General features: G+C 48.2%; 15 protein-coding genes. 5 read left to right on the top strand and 10 right to left on the bottom strand.

Going from position 1 to position 18,356, the window contains the following annotated elements:
• Positions 1-254 precede the first annotated feature (254 nt).
• The 4 genes from ACJJIW_RS03035 to ACJJIW_RS03020 form a co-directional block, all read right to left on the bottom strand.
• Positions 255-1,811 (bottom strand): tetratricopeptide repeat protein, encoded by a 1,557-nt coding sequence (locus ACJJIW_RS03035; RefSeq protein WP_444936668.1) that lies wholly within the window; start codon positions 1,809-1,811, stop codon positions 255-257.
• A 102-nt stretch (positions 1,812-1,913) separates the two neighbouring features.
• On the bottom strand, positions 1,914-3,134 hold the full coding sequence (locus ACJJIW_RS03030; protein ID WP_444936667.1) for a hypothetical protein: 1,221 nt from the start codon (positions 3,132-3,134) through the stop codon (positions 1,914-1,916).
• 17 nt (positions 3,135-3,151) lie between these two features.
• On the bottom strand, positions 3,152-3,913 hold the full coding sequence (locus ACJJIW_RS03025; protein WP_282934282.1) for a hypothetical protein: 762 nt from the start codon (positions 3,911-3,913) through the stop codon (positions 3,152-3,154).
• Between the two features lie 524 nt (positions 3,914-4,437).
• Entirely contained in the window at positions 4,438-5,736 is a 1,299-nt protein-coding gene (locus ACJJIW_RS03020; protein ID WP_282934281.1) for a tetratricopeptide repeat protein, read from the bottom strand.
• A 618-nt stretch (positions 5,737-6,354) separates the two neighbouring features.
• Here ACJJIW_RS03020 and ACJJIW_RS03015 point away from each other — a divergent pair.
• The 3 genes from ACJJIW_RS03015 (at position 6,355) to ACJJIW_RS03005 (ending at position 9,469) form a co-directional block, all read left to right on the top strand.
• Positions 6,355-7,419 carry a branched-chain amino acid aminotransferase gene (locus ACJJIW_RS03015; RefSeq protein WP_444906420.1) on the top strand — a complete coding sequence of 355 codons (1,065 nt, stop codon included), beginning with the start codon at positions 6,355-6,357 and terminating at the stop codon, positions 7,417-7,419.
• Positions 7,420-7,761: 342 nt separating this feature from the next.
• Positions 7,762-8,364, top strand: a complete 603-nt coding sequence (locus ACJJIW_RS03010) for a Yip1 family protein (RefSeq protein WP_444936666.1) — start codon at positions 7,762-7,764, stop codon at positions 8,362-8,364.
• A gap of 76 nt (positions 8,365-8,440) precedes the next feature.
• Entirely contained in the window at positions 8,441-9,469 is a 1,029-nt protein-coding gene (locus ACJJIW_RS03005; protein WP_444892788.1) for an alpha/beta hydrolase, read from the top strand.
• A gap of 2 nt (positions 9,470-9,471) precedes the next feature.
• On the opposite strand, the gene ACJJIW_RS03000 is transcribed toward ACJJIW_RS03005, so the two are convergent.
• Complete coding sequence (locus ACJJIW_RS03000) at positions 9,472-9,984, bottom strand: hypothetical protein (RefSeq protein ID WP_444892789.1); 513 nt, start codon at positions 9,982-9,984, stop codon at positions 9,472-9,474.
• 219 nt (positions 9,985-10,203) lie between these two features.
• On the opposite strand from ACJJIW_RS03000, the gene ACJJIW_RS02995 reads away from it, so the two are divergent.
• Positions 10,204-11,499 carry a parallel beta-helix domain-containing protein gene (locus ACJJIW_RS02995; RefSeq protein ID WP_444892790.1) on the top strand — a complete coding sequence of 432 codons (1,296 nt, stop codon included), beginning with the start codon at positions 10,204-10,206 and terminating at the stop codon, positions 11,497-11,499.
• Positions 11,489-12,649: an SO2930 family diheme c-type cytochrome gene (locus ACJJIW_RS02990; protein WP_444936665.1), complete on the top strand. Its 1,161-nt coding sequence runs from the start codon at positions 11,489-11,491 to the stop codon at positions 12,647-12,649. Before ACJJIW_RS02995 ends, ACJJIW_RS02990 begins: the two co-directional genes overlap by 11 nt.
• 101 nt (positions 12,650-12,750) lie before the next feature.
• Here the strand turns inward: ACJJIW_RS02990 and ACJJIW_RS02985 are convergent, their stop codons facing one another.
• The 5 genes from ACJJIW_RS02985 to rsxC form a co-directional block, all read right to left on the bottom strand.
• Entirely contained in the window at positions 12,751-13,458 is a 708-nt protein-coding gene (locus ACJJIW_RS02985; protein WP_282934272.1) for a TetR/AcrR family transcriptional regulator, read from the bottom strand.
• Positions 13,459-13,791: 333 nt separating this feature from the next.
• The gene (locus ACJJIW_RS02980) at positions 13,792-14,505 is read right to left on the bottom strand and encodes an electron transport complex subunit E (RefSeq protein WP_282934271.1); all 714 of its coding nucleotides are present in this window, start codon (positions 14,503-14,505) and stop codon (positions 13,792-13,794) included.
• On the bottom strand, positions 14,505-15,209 hold the full coding sequence (gene rsxG / locus ACJJIW_RS02975) for an electron transport complex subunit RsxG (RefSeq protein WP_282934270.1): 705 nt from the start codon (positions 15,207-15,209) through the stop codon (positions 14,505-14,507). The genes ACJJIW_RS02980 and rsxG overlap by 1 nt, the downstream gene beginning before the upstream one ends.
• Entirely contained in the window at positions 15,209-16,261 is a 1,053-nt protein-coding gene (locus tag ACJJIW_RS02970) for an RnfABCDGE type electron transport complex subunit D (protein WP_282934269.1), read from the bottom strand. The genes rsxG and ACJJIW_RS02970 overlap by 1 nt, the downstream gene beginning before the upstream one ends.
• A complete protein-coding gene (gene rsxC, locus ACJJIW_RS02965) occupies positions 16,261-18,312 on the bottom strand; it encodes an electron transport complex subunit RsxC (protein ID WP_444937345.1) in 2,052 nt (683 codons plus the stop codon). Before rsxC ends, ACJJIW_RS02970 begins: the two co-directional genes overlap by 1 nt.
• Positions 18,313-18,356: the final 44 nt, after the last annotated feature.

The raw sequence follows: 18,356 nt of genomic DNA, 5'->3' as shown, positions 1-18,356 counted from the left end.
GTACTTATAGATTTTTCGCAATGGCATTGGTTTGGCACGTATCGCTTTATGCTCAGTCAGCCTGACCAAAGGTGGGTACACATTTTTCTATCTGCAGAAAGCTTAGCTTGCTGGCGTAATCTGCATGGGGATTTATAGGGTGTTTGTCACAGAACACCTCGTTTCGCTCAGCTCAACGAGGTGTCTGTTGTCATCGCAGCTCATTACGGAAAATCTTATTTTTAGAGTTTATGCTGCTGTCTGGGTTCTCTCATTTAACTATTATTGGCACCATTTATCCTTTCGGCACATTGGATAACAACTTCCGTTGTGGTCTTACCTGGTTTTACAACAAACTCTTGGCGAACGTCTCGGTAACCTTCTCTGGTACCAATGGCGATATAGCGCCCAGGTTTCAGCGCGATTTCCCTTTGGTCAAAATTACCTAATTTCCCTACATGGTAAATGGTGACACTGGTGGTTCGATCCGACTTGAATTTAACCGGTAAGGGGATCAGGGCTTGTGTCAGGGCATTTTCAAGATCTTCAATTTGTCTTTGTAGCCTTGGGGTTTTAGCATTGAGTTTGCGAGCGTCTGTTAGTACTTGTCGGGCAAAATAGTTCCTTTTACCTTCGCCAAGGGTTAATGGATCTTGAATTAAGTCTTTTAACTGGTCATCCAGCTTTGCTCTGGCAGCAGCTCTAGCCTTGCCTGTTATTGCGTCCACCAGGCTAGAGTCCTTCTTGACCAGGTCTGTATAGCTCTTTAGGGCTCTGTGCCATTCTTCCTTGGTTTCTTCCATGCGGGCTTGTTGGAGGAGTTTTTCTATCTGTACTCTGTCAGCTTCATTTTGTGCTTGTGCTAAGCCGATATCGGGGGCTTTTGCTGTTGGCTTTAAGTTTTTTGCCCGATGAAAATAGGATTTTGCCGATTCAAATTTTTCTTCGGCAATTGCACCGTAGCCAGATGACATCGCGCTTTGATAATCCCTTTCTGTAATTGCACCCTCAACCTTTGCCAATAGATCCTGAGCATCGGATGTTTCTGAGTCGATCGCGAGAGATTTCTTGAGCTGTTCCTGAGCTAAGTCCAATTTTGCCTGTTTAAATGCCTTTGTTCCTTGAGTTAAGTGCCACCAAGCGAGGGGGAGTTTGTCGGCTCGCTCAATACCCTTAAGGCCTCTGGGATGGTTATTGGATATGGTTAATACCATCTTGAAAGCATCGCTGGCGGAATCCTTATCCCCCTGACTCAGAGCTCGATTACCTTCACTAATATGCGTTTCAATGCGCTCGGGAATACTATCTTTCAGGTACTCTAATGCCTGGAGTGATTCCCGGTATTTTTCGAGCGCTGCCATAAAATTGCGTTTGCGATAAATTTCATCAGCTTTTAGAGCCAAGTCTTCAGCAGAATAGAATTCTTCAAAAGCCCATACTTCTACCTTTCGATCTTTGAGCTCTTCTTTGATTTCAAGAATTTCCTGGAGAACCTTTTGAACCTCCCTGCGCTGCTGCATTATTTCTGCATCGCTATAGGGAGATTTTTGGTTGCTCTCCACAGCTGCGCTGTTTCCAGGCTGTGCGGAGACAATTGTATCGGCTGAACGCTTTGGTGGTTTTACAACCTGAGGAAGCCCCCAAAATACACCGACCAGTGCGCTTACCATTATTACTCCAAGAACGGCGGGCCAGTAGGACCTTTGCTCCCGTTGATGAATAGTGTTGGCAGTCGTTGACTTAGGGGATTTAGAGCTTTCCTCTCCGCCGAATGTGAATTCTGCGGGCTCTATATGAACTGTATCTTCCTTGGAATTATCGCGGTGCTGCATAGTGATTCCGCCGTGTTATTCAATGACCCAGTGAAGATGTTGGGTATTCAGTAATAACTAATCACATTGATTAGCGTGCTTTTTGGGTACCTCTAACGTAATTTAAATGCTGTTACTGACTGCGCCAGTTTCGGCTTCATAGATTTCCTTGAGAATTTCCCGCCATTGCCGATACTGATTTTCAACAGTACCTGTGAGGGTAATAGTGCGATCTTCCAGCTCAACAATTTGCGGTTCTACCTCTGCCTCGATGGAGTCTCCTAATTCTTGCAGAGCTTCCAAATGCATCTTGGCATCGGATTTTCGGTCAAATGCACTTTTAACAAGATAGCCCCCGGCACCGATTCCAACCTGCCCAGCTGCCTGGGCGCTTCCAGTGCCAGCGCCAGCAGCAGCGATACCTCCAATAATGGCTGCTGCCCCCATAATTGTGTGATTGCGGGCTTTGCGCTTTAACTCTCGCATCTCCCTTACTTCTTCATAGCTGCGGGCTCGCCACTCCTGATAGGGAACTTCCATACTTTTGGCGAAGGTGCCGTAGTACTCCTGCAGAGTGTCGACAAACAGATAATCTCTTTCCCGTATTTTTCTTACCCTCTGTAACATGGGGTCATTCTCTGCGGGTAAAGCACTTAAAAAATAGACACCCTCAGCGCTTTGAGTTAAATAGCGATTGAATGCCTGGGGAGAAAAATCCCGTGCAAACCGCATCTCAGAAATTGTGCGCAGCTCTACGATTTGCTGATTTGAAAGCTTTTGTCGGTAATTCAGCATATCGTTAGCAATACGGTTATAGATTCCCTGAAAAGCATCTCCTTCAGTAGGGTGCTTTCGGTCGTAGGCATAGTGGGATGCGTTCTCTGAATACTGCTTGGTAAACCACAACTGCCCCCGGGAATCGGATACGGTGATTTCCACCGTCAGCTTTTCTCCATCAGATTGCAAAATACGCCCGGATACGGTCACATCAATATTGGTGCGGCTCGATGGAATAACCCTTACAGCTCCCCACCCCAGGCTGGACTGTAATGAATCGGCAAGAGTTACAGCCATATAACGGGATTCTGCTTGGCGTAGTTCGGGGAAAACAAGCTCATCTTCATCAGCTTGTGCTACGTCGAGCCCCGGATTGAATTGGATGACGCCGACATCCAGAAGCCTCTCTTCCGGAACATTGTTATCTTCAATCGTCAGGGGAGTAAATGCGGTGGTTCTAACTTCTGTAGTGGTACATCCATTGATTAAAACAAGGGTCAGTAAAAATGCTATGGCCCTTGTGAAGAGTTGATATTTTACCGGTCGGGTGCTTTGGTTGGTCGACATATCGGTGTTCTCCAAGGCTACTGCGTTGCACTTTTATACTTGCGATACTCTTCCCATAGTTTCTCGCGCAATTCGGGATCGGTTTCGCGTGTAGCGGCTTCACGAATTTGCCGGGCCACGACGTCATCATCAGTACCACTGGGTATATCGGCAGGGACAACAGTTTGTGAACCTGTGTGGTCAAAATCACCTTTACGACCTGAGGCAGGTAGGCCGGGGCCAGTAATTTGGCCACTGGAGTTATTATTTTTTGGTCCCTTACCTGAGGTAGGGCCCACATTGGGCGCTGGTGGAATTTCAGCCTCTGCAGATTGAATTAAGTCTTCCAGAGATTCTCCTGACGGAGGAGCTTCATCCATCGCTTCCTCTTCATTTTCTGTAGAGGCTGATCCCGGTCTGTTTCTTACAAAGTCACGCTCCCGCAAAATCATGCCGTCATAGCTGACCATAGTGGATTCAAATTGGCCCTCAAGTTCGGCAACGCGATCTGCCGATGAAGAGGGAGCTTCATTGGGAGCGCTACCGGAGCGTGGTGAGCCACCACCAGGCTGCCCAGAGTTTGAATTACTTGCAGTAGCGCCGTCAGCTGCAGAGCTGCTACTGGAAGATGAAGATGAAGATGAAGATGATTGCTCTTCCTCTGAAAAGTCAATTTCCTCGGGCGGAGTTCCGTCTTCCCCGGATGAAGGGTCAGAAGGTTTTTCCTGAGTTTGACTGGTTTGTTCTGGGTCGGAATATATTGGTGACGATGGATCATTTGAGCCATCTGGGTTTGGCATTTGGTCGCCTGGTGAACTCTGATCCCTCGACTCTGACCCACTACTGCCGCTACTAGTGGATTGGCTCTGCTCTGATCTTGCCGTTGGCATATTCGCACTGGGCTGACTTGAGGAGCTGCTGCTAGGCTGTCCATTGCTCGACGCCGTAGACTGGCTTGAGCTTTGCGAGCTACTGCTATTGTTCGACTGCGATGTAGAACTGGAAGACGAGCTGGAGGATGGAGGGGATGGCATCGCCGGTGGCTGCGACTGAGTTTGCTGACTCTTACATCCACTGGTCAAAACGACCGCCAAGGTAATAGATGTCAGTACTTTCGACAAACAGCTATGGCGGTGAAAATTTTCTACCGCAGCTTGAGGTGTCATCTCTTTCTCTCCTAGACTGTTTGCCGGTGTGGCCGGACGAGACACGATGGACGTCTTTCCGGCTTTAGCAAATGCTCGACGTGGAACTTTAAAAATAGTTGTTATTTGACTATTTGCGTAGGATCCAGGCCGAGCTTGTGTGAGTGGTGATAAGTATCTCAGTCAAATATAAAGCGCTGTACAATTCCTTGAGTTTCCACCGCCTCTCCATCTTCAAAGCGTGGTCTGAACTTGGCGCGTTTTAGAATATTTTTAACTTTTGATCGAATTTTTACTTTATCGGATGGGTAAGCCCTCAATATTTTTATATTTCTTGCTTTGCCAAAAGCGGTGACATCATAGGAGACCGTAATTCGTGAGTTAGCTAGAGTTTTGCTGTCCGATTCCAGTACGGGAAGCGAGGGTAGAGCTACGGGTTTTCCAAAAATATCTTCTATTTCTTCGTTAGAAGCACCATTATCCCAAAGTGCTTTATAAGCTTCTCCATAGGTTTGACGTGCAGAGTGCCACTTGTTAAACATCATATACCAGTCGCCTAATTCAACTTTGGCTTTTGCAGAGGCAGCCGGTGGCGACTTGGGATTTCTCTGGTAAACATCTACGATGCGAGTAATGGCTTTTTTTCCGGTTTTAAAACTTTTCATCCGATAGTGGTCTAGTTTGGTCCTCTGGTGTGAGTCAGAGCTACTGCCACCAAAACTGGCGTTTACAAATACCGGTGAATTGGGCTCGCCCTTGTAGGTAGCGAGATAATAATTAGTAGCTTTTAATCCGCGCAGGGCATCCACAAGACGCAAGTCGGCAGAACCAAAATTTTTCGTAATGATATCAACAGCCAAGCTGTAAAGGTTGGTTGCACTAATTAGGTGCTCAAATAGAGTGTCTCCTTTTTCCTCCACATATGCCTGTAAATGCCACCGGCTCAGGTTGTTGATTACTGGCAACATCCGAGGATCTTTCTCTCCGTAATTCTTCTGATAGAGCCAGTAAAGGTATTGCTGATTGTCATTGGCTTCTTCCCATTGGTTGAGCGCTATTTGGCTCTCGATCAAGCGCTTGATCATAGGGATTTGACTTAGGGAATAGAGCCCCTCATTGACTCTGCTAATCAGCATTGCACGACGAAATTCAGTGACAGCCTGCTCATGATCGCCAGCTTTCTGTAATGCGGTGGCTAGCCCCAAAAGCTGTTCATCAATACCGGCGCCATAAGCACCATATTGGGCTTCGAGCTCCTCTATACGTTCACGATAATTTTCGACAGCCTCGGAGGGCCTTAGCTGTCGAGGGGTTTTCTTGAGTGGTTTCGAGGCGGCTTCAATAAAGGCTTTTGGAGGTGCATTAGTTTGGACTGCCACAGGTGCGCCATCGTCGGCCAGGGCGCCATTACACAGCAGTGCTGTGGCTGTAAACATCAAGCCGATAGCAAAGGAATTGCTGGTATCTATCTGTGTCACGATTGAACCACTTCCGTTTCATATTTGGCTTCACCGAATACCAAACAGCTGAGGTTGGAACCTGCACCTGTCAGTTTTCGGGTCTTATTTCCGCTCGCCCACTGCAACAGCGAATACGGCGGAAGTTCTCTCCTGAATGTGGTTCTCTCGACCCTGAGCGCATTGAGGGGGTATCCTCAAGCTCACAGTGACGGCGCGACTGGATGCTTATAAATGCCTGCCTGGCCGCGTATTAGTCAGTATAGCTAGCACTATGTGCCAAGAAGGAAGCTGCGGCGGGTACTTCAGCCACTTAATGCCAATTGCGCCAGCATGCCTGTGACCACCCTTTTGGTTTAGCAGTTGGGAGTGCAAATTAGGGGTGAGGGACTGTAAGTAGATGCCAAAAATTTGTTGATTACGTCTGATATCGCGACTTGGCAGCGAAGTGTAGCGAGTGGCTTGGTTGGCGCTGGTGCCACATCAGGATGGCGGAAGCTAAATAGGTGGATCATCGTCCTAACAAGTAGGCTGAATTTGGGGTTAGATTACTGCTGTTGCTGTATCAGAGGTTGATCTATTTGGATTGCAGCGTAACAAGCGCCATAATCAGCTGATTCGAATTCAGAGGAGAGCTCAGTGAGTATCTATATCGATCCAGAGATCGCGGTAAGCCTTAGGGGCTATGAAGCACCCGAGAAGCTGGGCTTTGGAACCGCCATGGCCCCAGTAATGTTTCGCGCCATTTGGCAGGATGGTTGCTGGAGTAGTGGAGAGTTGATCCCCTATGCGCCTCTGACCGTCGACCCTGCTGCTAAGGTACTTCACTACGCGCAGTCATGCTTTGAAGGAATGAAGGCCTATCGAACTTCCGAGGGGGGAGCTGCACTGTTCAGGCCCGAAATGAATGCTGCACGAATGGCATATTCAGCTAAGCGCTTATGTATGCCTCCGGTTCCTGAGTCCCTGTTCCTGGATGGCGTTCGTGTTGTGACTGCTTACTGCGCTGGCCTGCTCCCGAGCAACAGCGGTGAGTCCCTGTACCTGCGTCCTTTCCTAATGGGAACCCAGCCGGACCTAACGGTTTCAGCCAGTAATGCCTATGAATTTTATGTAATAGCTAGTCCTTCGGAAGCCTACCATTCCGGCAATATGCGTTTGTGGGTTGAGAGAGAAGATGCTCGAGCTGCAGTAGGGGGAACTGGGGATGCCAAAGTTGGCGGAAATTATGCCAGTTCTCTACTTAGTATCGGCCGCCTTAAAGAGCGAGGTTATGATCAGTCGCTTTGGTTGAGCCCCTCTAATCGGCAGAGTATCGATGAGCTGTCAGGGATGAATTTTTTTGCGGTCATTGATGGCACTATATATACCCCAGCGTTGAACGGCTCAATTCTCGAGGGCATCACCCGATATTCTCTGATCCAGCTTGCGGAGGGATTGGGGTACAAGGTTGTTGAGCGGGCGATCCCGATTGATGAGCTGTTAGAGCAGATAGCTTCTGGAGACTGTAGCGAAGCTTTTGCTTGCGGTACTGCTGCAATAATCAGTCCTATCAGCGTAATTGGCGATGGTGATAGAGAGTACGAACTAGCCGATGCCCCAGGTCCTGTTGCAGAGCGTTTGCGACAAGCACTGCTGGATATTCAGGAGGGGCGTTCTGAGGATGCTTACGGGTGGATGCATTCTGTTGAGCCTGTAGTTTAAGTACTGAATCTTCGTACCCAGGCAGTTTCCAAGGCTGCCTGGGTCTAGTAACCAGCTTTTCCCCACTATAAATCCTGCTTTATCCTTCGCGGGTTTTTTTGTAGCAGTGTTTTCTATTTACTTGTTTCCAAGCGAAACGCTCGCGTAAACATTCCCGCCAATTTAATTGAGTTTGTTGACTTGTGCGACCTTAACACCTAAAAGTGAAGGGGTTAAATAAGAAATAAATTGGAGCTTGAGAGTGGCCTGATTGCGGTACACCTCATTTTGACCAGCAGTTCCAAGATCAATTTGAGCTAATAGGTCTCGCTTATAGTTCCTTGCACAGTTGAGGATAACGAGATGTTGACCCATATGCTTGGCCTTATGCTGCAACCACGTAGACAGTGGCAGCTTATTGGCAGTCTCTCTGAACGTAATCTGCGTAGACAGGTTCCTTATGTCATCGTTCTGGCATTACTTCCTGCAGCTGCGTGGTATTTTGGCACGACACAAGTTGGCTGGACGATTGGCACTGGTGCCCCGGTGAGAATTACGGGACAAAGTGCTTTGGAATTGGTCGCCGTATTTTATTGCACAATGGTTTTGGCAGTCACTGCTATTGGTTATTTCATCCATTGGATGGCCAAGACTTACGGAGCTGAAACTCACCCCCTTAAAGGCGTTGTTGTAGCGGGTTTCACTGCCACGCCTATTTTTATTGTGGGTATTGCAGGGGTTTACCCTGTGTTGTGGCTGGACATACTGCTCGCAACTCTGGCGGTTGCTTACGCCGTCTATCTGCTTTATTTGGGAATTCCTATTGTGATGGGTGTTTCTGAAGAGCGTGGCTTTCTTTTTGCCAGTGCAATTATTACGGTGTCACTCGTCATGGCAGTCATTGTTATGGTTGCTACAGTTCTATTCTGGAGTTATGTATCCGCACCGGTCTTTTACTCCTCTTGAGTAGTTTGGGCTCGTAGCTATCACTAGATGAAATGTCGTTTCAGGCATTTTCGCCAGGCGATTTAGGGCTGTTGTTGTGGTGGGGATACAAGCTATCGACGTCGTACCCGGTGAAGGGGCTCATATTCACGGGTACGGCGAAGTCTCTTCTATCCTGGCTGTAACGACAATGCGTAAAGTAAATGACCGCCTTTCGGGGTTTCTCGAAGAATTCAACAGCTCTATGAAAGAGCTCTACTCGAAGGGCTTTGAGTTCAGCCCCATCAATGTTCGGGAATCGACCACAAAGTTTATAGATAAGTATGTGACCGATATTCCAGATGTTGCCTCGGTACGAGATGGCATTATCTATGCCTCTGGATACGATGTACCAGTAAGAGTCTTTGTCCCCTATCCCGATGAAGTTCTACCTGTTCTTGTCTATTTTCATGGCGGTGGTCATGTAGCTGGAAACGTTTATTCATTTGACCCGATTTGCAGAAAGATTGCCCGGGAGACTCGACATATTGTTGTTGCGCCTGAGTACCGGTTGGCTCCTGAGAATCGCTATCCGAGCGCAGTAACAGATTGCTATGCCGCAGTTATTGGGGTTTGGGCGGCACTGGATAGATTGGGCTTATATTATCAACCGAGTTTGTCTGTCGCTGGGGACTCTGCAGGTGGCGCTCTGGCCGCCACAATGTCTCACCTGGCTCAATTTGACTACAGCGTTAAAATTAAAAAGCAGGTTTTAATTTATCCGGTTCTCGATTACACCATGCATTTACGGTCCCATGAAGAGAATGCCGTAGGCTATTTTTTAGAGGCACGAAAATCAATTTGGTACTTGGGGCAATATTTTGCTGAGGAACAGTGTAGAAAAAAGGCATCCCCTCTTTTTATGGATTTTACGGCAGCTCTTCCTGAAACCTTAGTTTTTACCGTGGAGTTTTGCCCGCACCGGGATACAGGGGATATTTACTACCGGAAAGTGGAAGAGGTGGGCGTTAGATCTGAAAATGTTCACTTTTCCGATATGATTCATCCATTTTTGATTCTTGAAGACTTGGTGAAAGGGGAGTGCGCAAAAGTTTATGCCGGCATGAATAGTTTCCTGAATGACTAAACTTACGGCTTTCCTTTTGTAATTGAGTACTGGTAAGATAATTTATACCCGTTATCAAACTCTAGTATTTCTTCTGAATTTATTGATCTTTCGATCACTATCTCCGCTATTGATTTAATAACTTGTTTAGGTTCTGCGTCCATGCAATGTATGCTCATGGAGTTAATGGCCATGTCAGCGCTAATTACCCGGTGTTCAACAACCTGAATGAGCAGCTGCTTATCACTTTGGTAGAGCTTGAAACCAGGCCCCTCCGTCATCCATTTTTTGTACTTTGTAGCGCCCCACGGGCCTTTGCACTTTATTGCTTGATATTGAGTCGATGATATTTTGATATAGATAGGCTCGCTTCCTTTGATATCTGTACTTTTATCGATAGGTTGTTCTGTGTAGAGGTTTGATCCATTAGGAGCAGAGATCTGTATCGCTATCATTTCGGCAGCAGCGTCAAGTGAGCAGAATACGTAAATAAGAAAATACAGAAACTGACATTTTTTAATTGAAGTTCTGGCCATCTTGATTTCAATAAGTGGTTTTTGTTTTTGGGAGTATGGCGCTTAAATGAATTTCTAGGGTTGTCTTCTGTATTAATAATAGCGCCTTGATAGCGAGGTGTTGGTTGGATAGTATCAAAGTGTGTATTTAGTCCTGTTTTCACCTTTAAATTGGTACATGAGTACCAGTTTAGGGTTTGAGTAGCTCAATTGACAATAATTTATATAAAAGGTGTGGCTATGAAGACTTTAGCGTATATGGGAGTAATTCTGGCTTTAATAGTACCCGTTGGATGTGCTGAACGGCCTGAATCCAGAGTTGAGGACCGTTCCAGTAAGGTTGATTTTCAAAAGCAATTATTAAAAAAACTGATATCTGCAAAGACCGGGGATGTTATTACTATTCCTGAGGGTAAATTCCATATTAATCGTAGTTTATCCCTGAATATTGATGGGGTAACGCTACGTGGAGCTGGCATGGATAAATCTGTCCTCTCCTTTGAGGGGCAAATTCAGGGTGCTGAGGGGATATTAGTTAATGCCAGTAACTTTACTATTGAGGGGTTGGCTATTGAGGATACCATAGGCGATGCCCTGAAAATTAATGAAGGCAAAAACATTATCATCAGGGATGTTCGTGTTGAATGGACCAATGGCCCGTCTACCCAGAATGGTGCCTATGGTATTTATCCTGTACAGACTGAAAATACTTTAATCGATGGTGTGGTAGCTATTGGTGCTTCAGATGCAGGGATTTATGTCGGTCAGTCACGGAATGTTATTGTTCGCAATAGCCGTGCAGAATTTAATGTGGCGGGTATTGAGGTAGAGAATACGATCGGTGCAGATGTTTACAACAATATTGCTGTGAATAATACTGGGGGAATTCTTGTTTTTAATATGCCTAATCTTCCGCAGCCAGGGCACAGTACACGTATCTACAATAACCAGATAAAGAATAATAATACTGGAAATTTTGGTCATGAGGGCACGCCGGTTGCTGCCGTGCCAGCAGGATCTGGGGTGGTTATTAACTCGAATGATCGGGTGGAGATTTTTGAAAATGATATTTCTGATAATGATACTGCTAATATATTGATCAGCAGCTATTTTACGGCTGGATACTATAGTGATAAGTCTACGCAGGCTGATTTTGACCCATACCCAGAGGGGATCTATATCTATGCCAATAACTTTTCTGGCGGTGGTACATCGCCAGATCATCTTAAGTTAAAAGCTCTGAAGTTAGCTATGTTTGGAATATCAGGTACATTGCCGGATATTCTTTGGGATGGGGTTGTTGATCAAAGTAAACTGGTGGATGGTCAAATACCTGAGGCATTAAAGTTATGTATTGATAACGAACCTGCAGGAATTCTCAATATAGATTTTGGAAATGAGTATAAGAATATATCCACGGATATAGCACCTCATCAGTGTCATTTGGAAAAGCTTGCCAAAGTAGTTTTAGACTTTGATTCAAAGCTGGCAAATGAAGACCGTTTGGCAGTGATAGAGGTAGCTAATGAAGAATAATAATCAAATAAGTAAGAAGCTTATCTACTCTATTTGGAGCCTTGTATTACTGATTGGCCTTGCAGGGTGTGAATCATACAAAAAGGATGTTCATTTATTCCCAGTAGAAGAGGTGCCCGAAAAACTCAGTACATGGAATTTATTGAGGCTGGAGAAAGGTGTGCTCTTTCCTGCGGAAAGAGCATTACCCTATGATTTAAATACGGGGTTATTTACCGATTATGCTCATAAGTTCAGAACCGTCTGGCTGCCTGAGGGGGCTTTTGCAACCTACGGAGAAGAACAGTTTAATTACCCTGTCGGAACTATCTTAAGCAAGACATTTTACTATCCACAGGAGAGTAGTGGTGTAGTTCGTCGTACCAATGACTTCTCTGCGGATTATGTTGAGGGGCGCTTTGGGCAGGCACTTGATTTAAATCGTGTCCGTCTCGTTGAGACACGACTTTTAATCCGCAGGCAGGAAAATTGGCAGGCGCTGCCCTATGTCTGGAATAAAGAGCAGACTGAGGCAACTCTTGAGATTGCTGGAGATGTGAAAAATTTTCAGTTGGTTCGTCTGAGCGGGCAGCAGGAAAACCTTAGCTATGTAGTACCTGACGCCAATCAATGTGCTGGTTGCCATGCAGAAAAGTTTACTGACAAAGCCATTTCTCCTCTCGGCCCTAAAGCTCGACATCTGAATAAAGACTATCCCTACGGTAGCGGAGTAGAGAATCAATTGTTGTTTTGGCAGAAGGCCGGCTATTTACGTGGGCTGCCTGATCTGAAAAGTTTGCCGAGAAATGCCAATATTTACGATGCGACTGTGTCGCTGGAGGATCGCGCCAGGGCTTATTTGGATATCAATTGTGGCCACTGCCACAATCCCACTGGGCCGGCAGACACCTCAGGGCTTATGTTGCATCATGGCGAAACTGATTGGCGCAAACTTGGGCTATGTAAACCGCCTATTGCTGCGGGTACAGGCAGTGGAGGGCATTTATTCGCAATAGTACCGGGAGAGCCTGAAAATTCTATTTTGAATTTTCGTGTAGAGTCTACCGCGCCTGGGGCCATGATGCCTGAATTAGGTAGAAGCATGGTGCATACAGAGGGCGTTGAATTACTAAAGCAGTGGGTAAGCTCCCTACCGGGAAGCTGCACTTAATCTTTATTGGAAGATATCTGGAAAGAGCTATATGGAGAGGAGTTGGGTATGGAGGGGACAACTCCATACCCGTTTCCTGGAGACGAGTAATTCAGAAAGATTCAGCCGTATGCTGCAGTTTCAGCAACAACTGTTGCCGCTGGAATTAATCCGTTGATCATCAAGGTGACGGTGCGTTCCAACAGCGGTGAGTCGATAGCAATAGCACCACTCAAAATTTCATACTCAAGGTTCAGGATCGTACCGTGAGCAATTTGTGCAGCCGCTTCAGAATCCGCCAGACCCAGTAATTGGAAGAATTCCTTAATCATTGACTCTCTGGCGTGATTGGCCATCCGCACCGCGCGGGTCAGCTGCTCATTGCGAAGCGCTTCATTGCGGAATGCCAGTTCAACCAATCTGCGATCCCGGTCTTCAGCCTGGGTGCGGACATGAGTAAGAATAAAACGGGTCAATTGTTGAATCAGCAGTTTACGACTGCTATGTGACGCCCGCTCCTGTGCGGATAAATTACGTGCCGCACTAAAACTCTCTTCATGCAGTTGGCGTGTAGCCTCGAGTCCCTGCTCAACAAAATAAGTAAATGAATCGCTGATCAGGTCATTCAGGTCTTTGAAATAATAAGTAGTAGCCGCGAGAGGAACGTTAGCTTCGCGGGCGACTGCACGGTGCCTGATGCCGCGGATACCTTCTTTAACGATCAGTCTCAGGGTGGCCTCTAGAATCGCCTTGCGCCGCAGACGGCTATCTGCGCGTTGGGCCCGGCGGCCGTGGTAGACCAATTCAGACTTTCCAGTGTCTACAGTCATAGCATTATCCCTGTCTTATTGCGTTGGCGCCGATAGCAAGGTGAAGCTGGTCGGCCGTGCCATTCTAGCCAAACAAAATTAAAAAAAGGGAATAATGCTATTACATTCGATTACACGAATATTGCACTGGTACAGCGCAATTAATGTAAAAAAGTGGGGATTTGATGATGTATCTCATCATACTGAAAAAGTGAAAGATGAAAAATCCGCAAGATACAGATTAGTGAGGGGGTTCACATTTTGGCTTTTGGTGAAAAAATTAAGTTCTGCAATCGATTGGCAGGATAAATAGCCATTCAATTGCAGAATTAAATTGGTTAGCTGCTGCTTATCTTAAGAGATTTTTCCGGTAACACGTACGCGCTTTGAGCCTGGAATGATCTTAACTTTCTGGCTTTTATGTCTCTCAATACCGATATCAATGGCGTTTTTTGCTGCGATCAATAAGCCGGCGACAAGGAACGCACCGGGAGGAAGCACGGCAACAAGAACGCCTGGATAGTCACTGCCAAAAATTGAAATACCCCAATCTTTTGCCATTGAACCAAATAACAAATCCATATCTGAAAATAGCGTGCCTTGGCCAAGAATTTCTCTGACTGCGCCAATGGCGATGAGTACTGCAGTGAAACCTATACCCATCATAAATCCATCTGCCAGGGACGGAAGCACGGGGTTTTTACTGGCAAAAGCATCTGCTCGTCCCAGGATCGCGCAGTTGGTTACGATTAGCGGGATAAAAATACCTAGTACCAAGTAAAGCTCGTAGGTATAAGCCTTCATCAATAGCTCAACGCAGGTAACGAAGGTGGCGATGATCATAACGGAGGCTGGTAAACGGACAGTATCCGGAATTTGTCGTCGAATCAGGGAGACCGCAAGGTTTGAGCAGGTGAGAACTCCGGTAGTGGCCAAGCCGAGGCCGATGCCGTTCACTACGGAACCGGTGACCGCCAGCAGGGGACAGAGGCCAAGCAATTGCACCAGCGCGGGGTTATTTTTCCACAGCCCATTTTGGGCGATTTCTGTGTAGCCGGGAGTTGCCATCAGTTCTGCTCCTCAACCGCCGCAGGTACTTGTTCCGAGTCGATTTCAGAGCTCTCAATCTCTACTGCTCGCTTGGACATTGGCGCATTAAATATTTGTTCGTGGTGCTGGGCTACAAACTCAAGCACTTGGTGTACTTCATTGACAACAGCGCGAGGAGTAATTGTTGCGCCAGTAAATTCATCAAAAACACCGCCATCCTTCTGTACTTTCCAATCGGCTGAGGGCGGATTTTTTAGTGACAGGCCGTCAAACTGGAGCACCCAGTTACTTTTTTTCAGCTCGACTTTATCGCCCAGCCCCGGAGTTTCTGTGTGGCTTGTCACCCTGACGCCAGCAATGGTGCCATCGCGATTCACACCAACGAGTATTTTTATCGGGCCGGAATATCCATCCGGTGTGACTGCGGGCACAATGACTGCGGAGACTTTTCCGTCTTCTTCCCGCGCGAGATTGATATCTCCACCTTGTTGTAGGCCTAGCTGATTCCAGTAAGGTTTTGGAATTGGATAGGTGTCTACCAACATGTCATTACTGTGGCGTTCCAATGGGATAATTTCCAGTAGTGCTTTCGCCGAAGCTTCCCGGATAGCTCTCTCAATCGGCTCTTTAGTCGTAATCTGGGTCACTGCGAGTGTACCTGCAGTGACCAGGGCGATAAGAGTGAGAACGGCGGCATTGGAGGCCATTGACTGTTTAAGCATCAGCTCTCCTCCAGGTCGGTAGCGCGGCGGGAGCCCTTGTGGCCATAGGTCCGTGGAAGCGTGTAGTTATCAATGGTTGGTGTTGCAAAGTTCATCAGCAATACAGCAAAAGCCACCGCATCGGGGTAAGTGCCCCAGGCCCGGATTACATAAGTGAGCAGCCCAACACCGGCCCCAAAAATCAGGCGGCCCCGGTTACTGGTGGCACCGCTGACAGGGTCGGTAATAATAAAGAAGGCCCCAAACATGGTGGCCCCAGAAAATAAATGCAGTACGGGGGATCCCTCTGACAAGGAACTGCCGCTGTCGTAGAAAAACAGGGAAATCAGAGTGAGGGTGGCGAGCATGGCAACCGGAGCATGCCAGGTAATAATGCCGCGAAATAATAAGAACAGCCCACCTAACAGGAATCCGAAGCTGACGGTTTCCCAACCGACTCCAGCAAATGTGCCTTTATTGAGGACCGGCTCCATTTCATAGAGCTGGGAGAGAAGCACTGACTCGTTTAACCGCACGATTTCCAGCGGTGTAGCGCGGGTAAAACCATCGACATTGTAGCTACCGATTACCAGAGAGAAAGCTTCCTCCAGGCTAGGTGTCCCGCCGATAACCTCTGCAGCTCCCACCCAGCGGGTCATATCTACCGGGAAACTAATCAGCAGGACAACATAGCCCACCATTGCGGGGTTAAATGGGTTGTACCCCATACCGCCATAAAGATGCTTGGCCAGGACAATAGCCACCGCAGTGCCCACTATCGGCAGCCACCAGGCACAGTAGGCTGGAAGCGCGATACCGAGCAGCAGTGCAGTTACAAAAGCACTGCAATCCCGCAGATAGAATGCTGCCGGCCTGCCGCGTAATCTCATTACCGCTGCTTCACACAGAAGCGCTGTGATTGTGCACAGGGCAATATTGATCAGTACTCCGATACCGAAATAAATCACCATCGCCAGCACACCGGGTATAGTGGCCGCGGCGACTTGTAGCATGACTTTAGTGGTGTCATTGCCGGAACGGGCGTGAGGGGAGGTGGCGCGCATCAGAGACATTATTGCTTTCCGTCCTGTGCTGCTTGTTGTTCGCGCATTTTGTCTTCCAGTTTCTTTTGTAGCTTCTCCAGGGCACTTTCGAATGCGCCCAGATTGGCATCATCTTCATCCCGAGCCTTTTGCAGGCGAGTCTCAGCTTTGGCGACGCGCTTGCGCAGTGCTTCGATATCTGCAGCAAGTCTGTCGGCGTCACTCATCTGGGCCCGCGCCTCTGCGGAGGCACGGGCTTTGGTAATTGCTCGCACAGCTGCATTGGTTTCTTCCTGGTTGGGCTCCCGGGTGGTATCCCTATCGGCGCGTCGTTCGGCAAGGGTCAACTTGTGTTGTGCTTCCTGCAATTTCACTTCAGCAGCTTTGAGTTGCGCTGCCAATTGGTCGCGCTGGCTCTCATCGGCAGCTTCCAGTTTATTGCGCATGCGTTCCACCCGGCTCTCGGCACTGGAAAAAGTACGCTGGGCGCGGGCCAAAAGCTGCTTAGGATCCTCCTGGCGGGACTTAACTCGAGCCAGGGCGGCGGCGACAACATCTGCTTCCTGCTTCTCAGCTTTGGCAGTCGGAGATTCAGGGTTTTGTTCCCTTTGCTGGCGAGCTTGTTCAGCGGCTTTGCGCCGGGCTTCGCGTTTCGCTTCTTTCTCTTTTTCAGCTTTTTCAAGGCGCAACTTGCGGAATTCGAAACGATCGCGTGCGCGATCGGACTTTTCTTTTTCCGCTTCAGCAGTGCGAATTGCACCCTTGGCAGCGCGGTAGTACTGAACCAGGGGAATCGTACTGGGGCAGACGTAAGAGCAGGCACCGCACTCGATACAGTCAAACAGATTGTAGGCCTGTAGCTTCTCCCGTTCGTCGGCGCGGGCATACCAATAGAGTTGTTGCGGTAGCAGCGAAGCCGGGCATGCCTCTGCGCAAAAACCGCAGCGAATACAAGCTTGGGCCACCGGTGCTGGCGGTAGCTCCTCACGGGTCGGTACCAGCAGGCAGTTGGTGGTTTTCACGATTGGGGCGCGTTGATCGTCAATCGTATAACCCATCATCGGACCGCCGATGATCACCTTTTGCATCAGGCCCCGATGGACACCGTGATATTTGAGGATATGTTCTATGGGAGTGCCGATAGGTACATCGATATTGCGCTGCTGCTCCAGCGCTTTGCCGACAACAGTCGTCACTCGGCTGATCAGGGGTTCGCCAAACCGAATCGCGCGATATACCGCGCGAGCAGTGCCGACATTCTGGCATACAATCCCCACGTTAGCCGGTAGCCCTTTGTTGGGCACTTCTCGGCCGGTAAGGATTTGTATCAGCTGTTTTTCGCCGCCGGACGGATACTTTGTGGGGAATACCACGATATCGAATCGAGTGCCTTCGACAGCTTTGCGCATCGCGCGGATAGCTTTGGGCTTATTGTCTTCGATACCAATCAATACCCGTTCGGGCTGGTCGAGGATATGGGCAAGAATTTCTACGCCGGCGATAATTTCGTCGGCACGCTCCCGCATTAGCATATCGTCGGCAGTAATATAGGGTTCACACTCTGTGCCATTGATAATCAAAGTATCAATTTCGGCGCCGCCGTGAGGGTCTAGCTTCACAGCGGTTGGAAACCCTGCACCGCCCATGCCGGCAATACCGCAGTCGCGGATCTTGTCCAGAAGCTCTATCGGTGAAACCTGAAGGTAATCTTCGCACGGGGTGAGTTCGCACCAGGCATCATCGCCGTCTGTGCGAATGACAATGCAGTCCTCCAGCAGACCCGAAGGGTGGGGTACTGGATAGGGTTCAATGGCCATAACCCTGCCGGAGCTGGGAGCATGCACTGGACAGCTAATGAAACCGTCGGCTTCGGCAATCTTTTGCCCCTTTAATACCTTATCACCGAGGTTCACCAGCGGTATGGCGGTGGTACCGGAGTGCTGTAGCAGTGGTACGATCAAGTCCTCGGCGAGGGGGATCACTCCTATAGGCTCACCGGTACTCTGGTGTTTGTTCTCGGGAGGGTGCACTCCGCCGGGGAAGTCGTTGGGGCGCAGCTCGCGCGCTTTTTCACTGGCAATCAGTTGTGACTCGCGGGCTGCGCGTCTCTCCTGAACGGCCTCTC

The organism is Microbulbifer maximicatervae (SeqCode), from assembly GCF_052467815.1.
The sequence above is the reverse complement of the archived record's forward strand: the minus strand, read 5'-3'. Positions and strand labels throughout refer to the sequence as shown.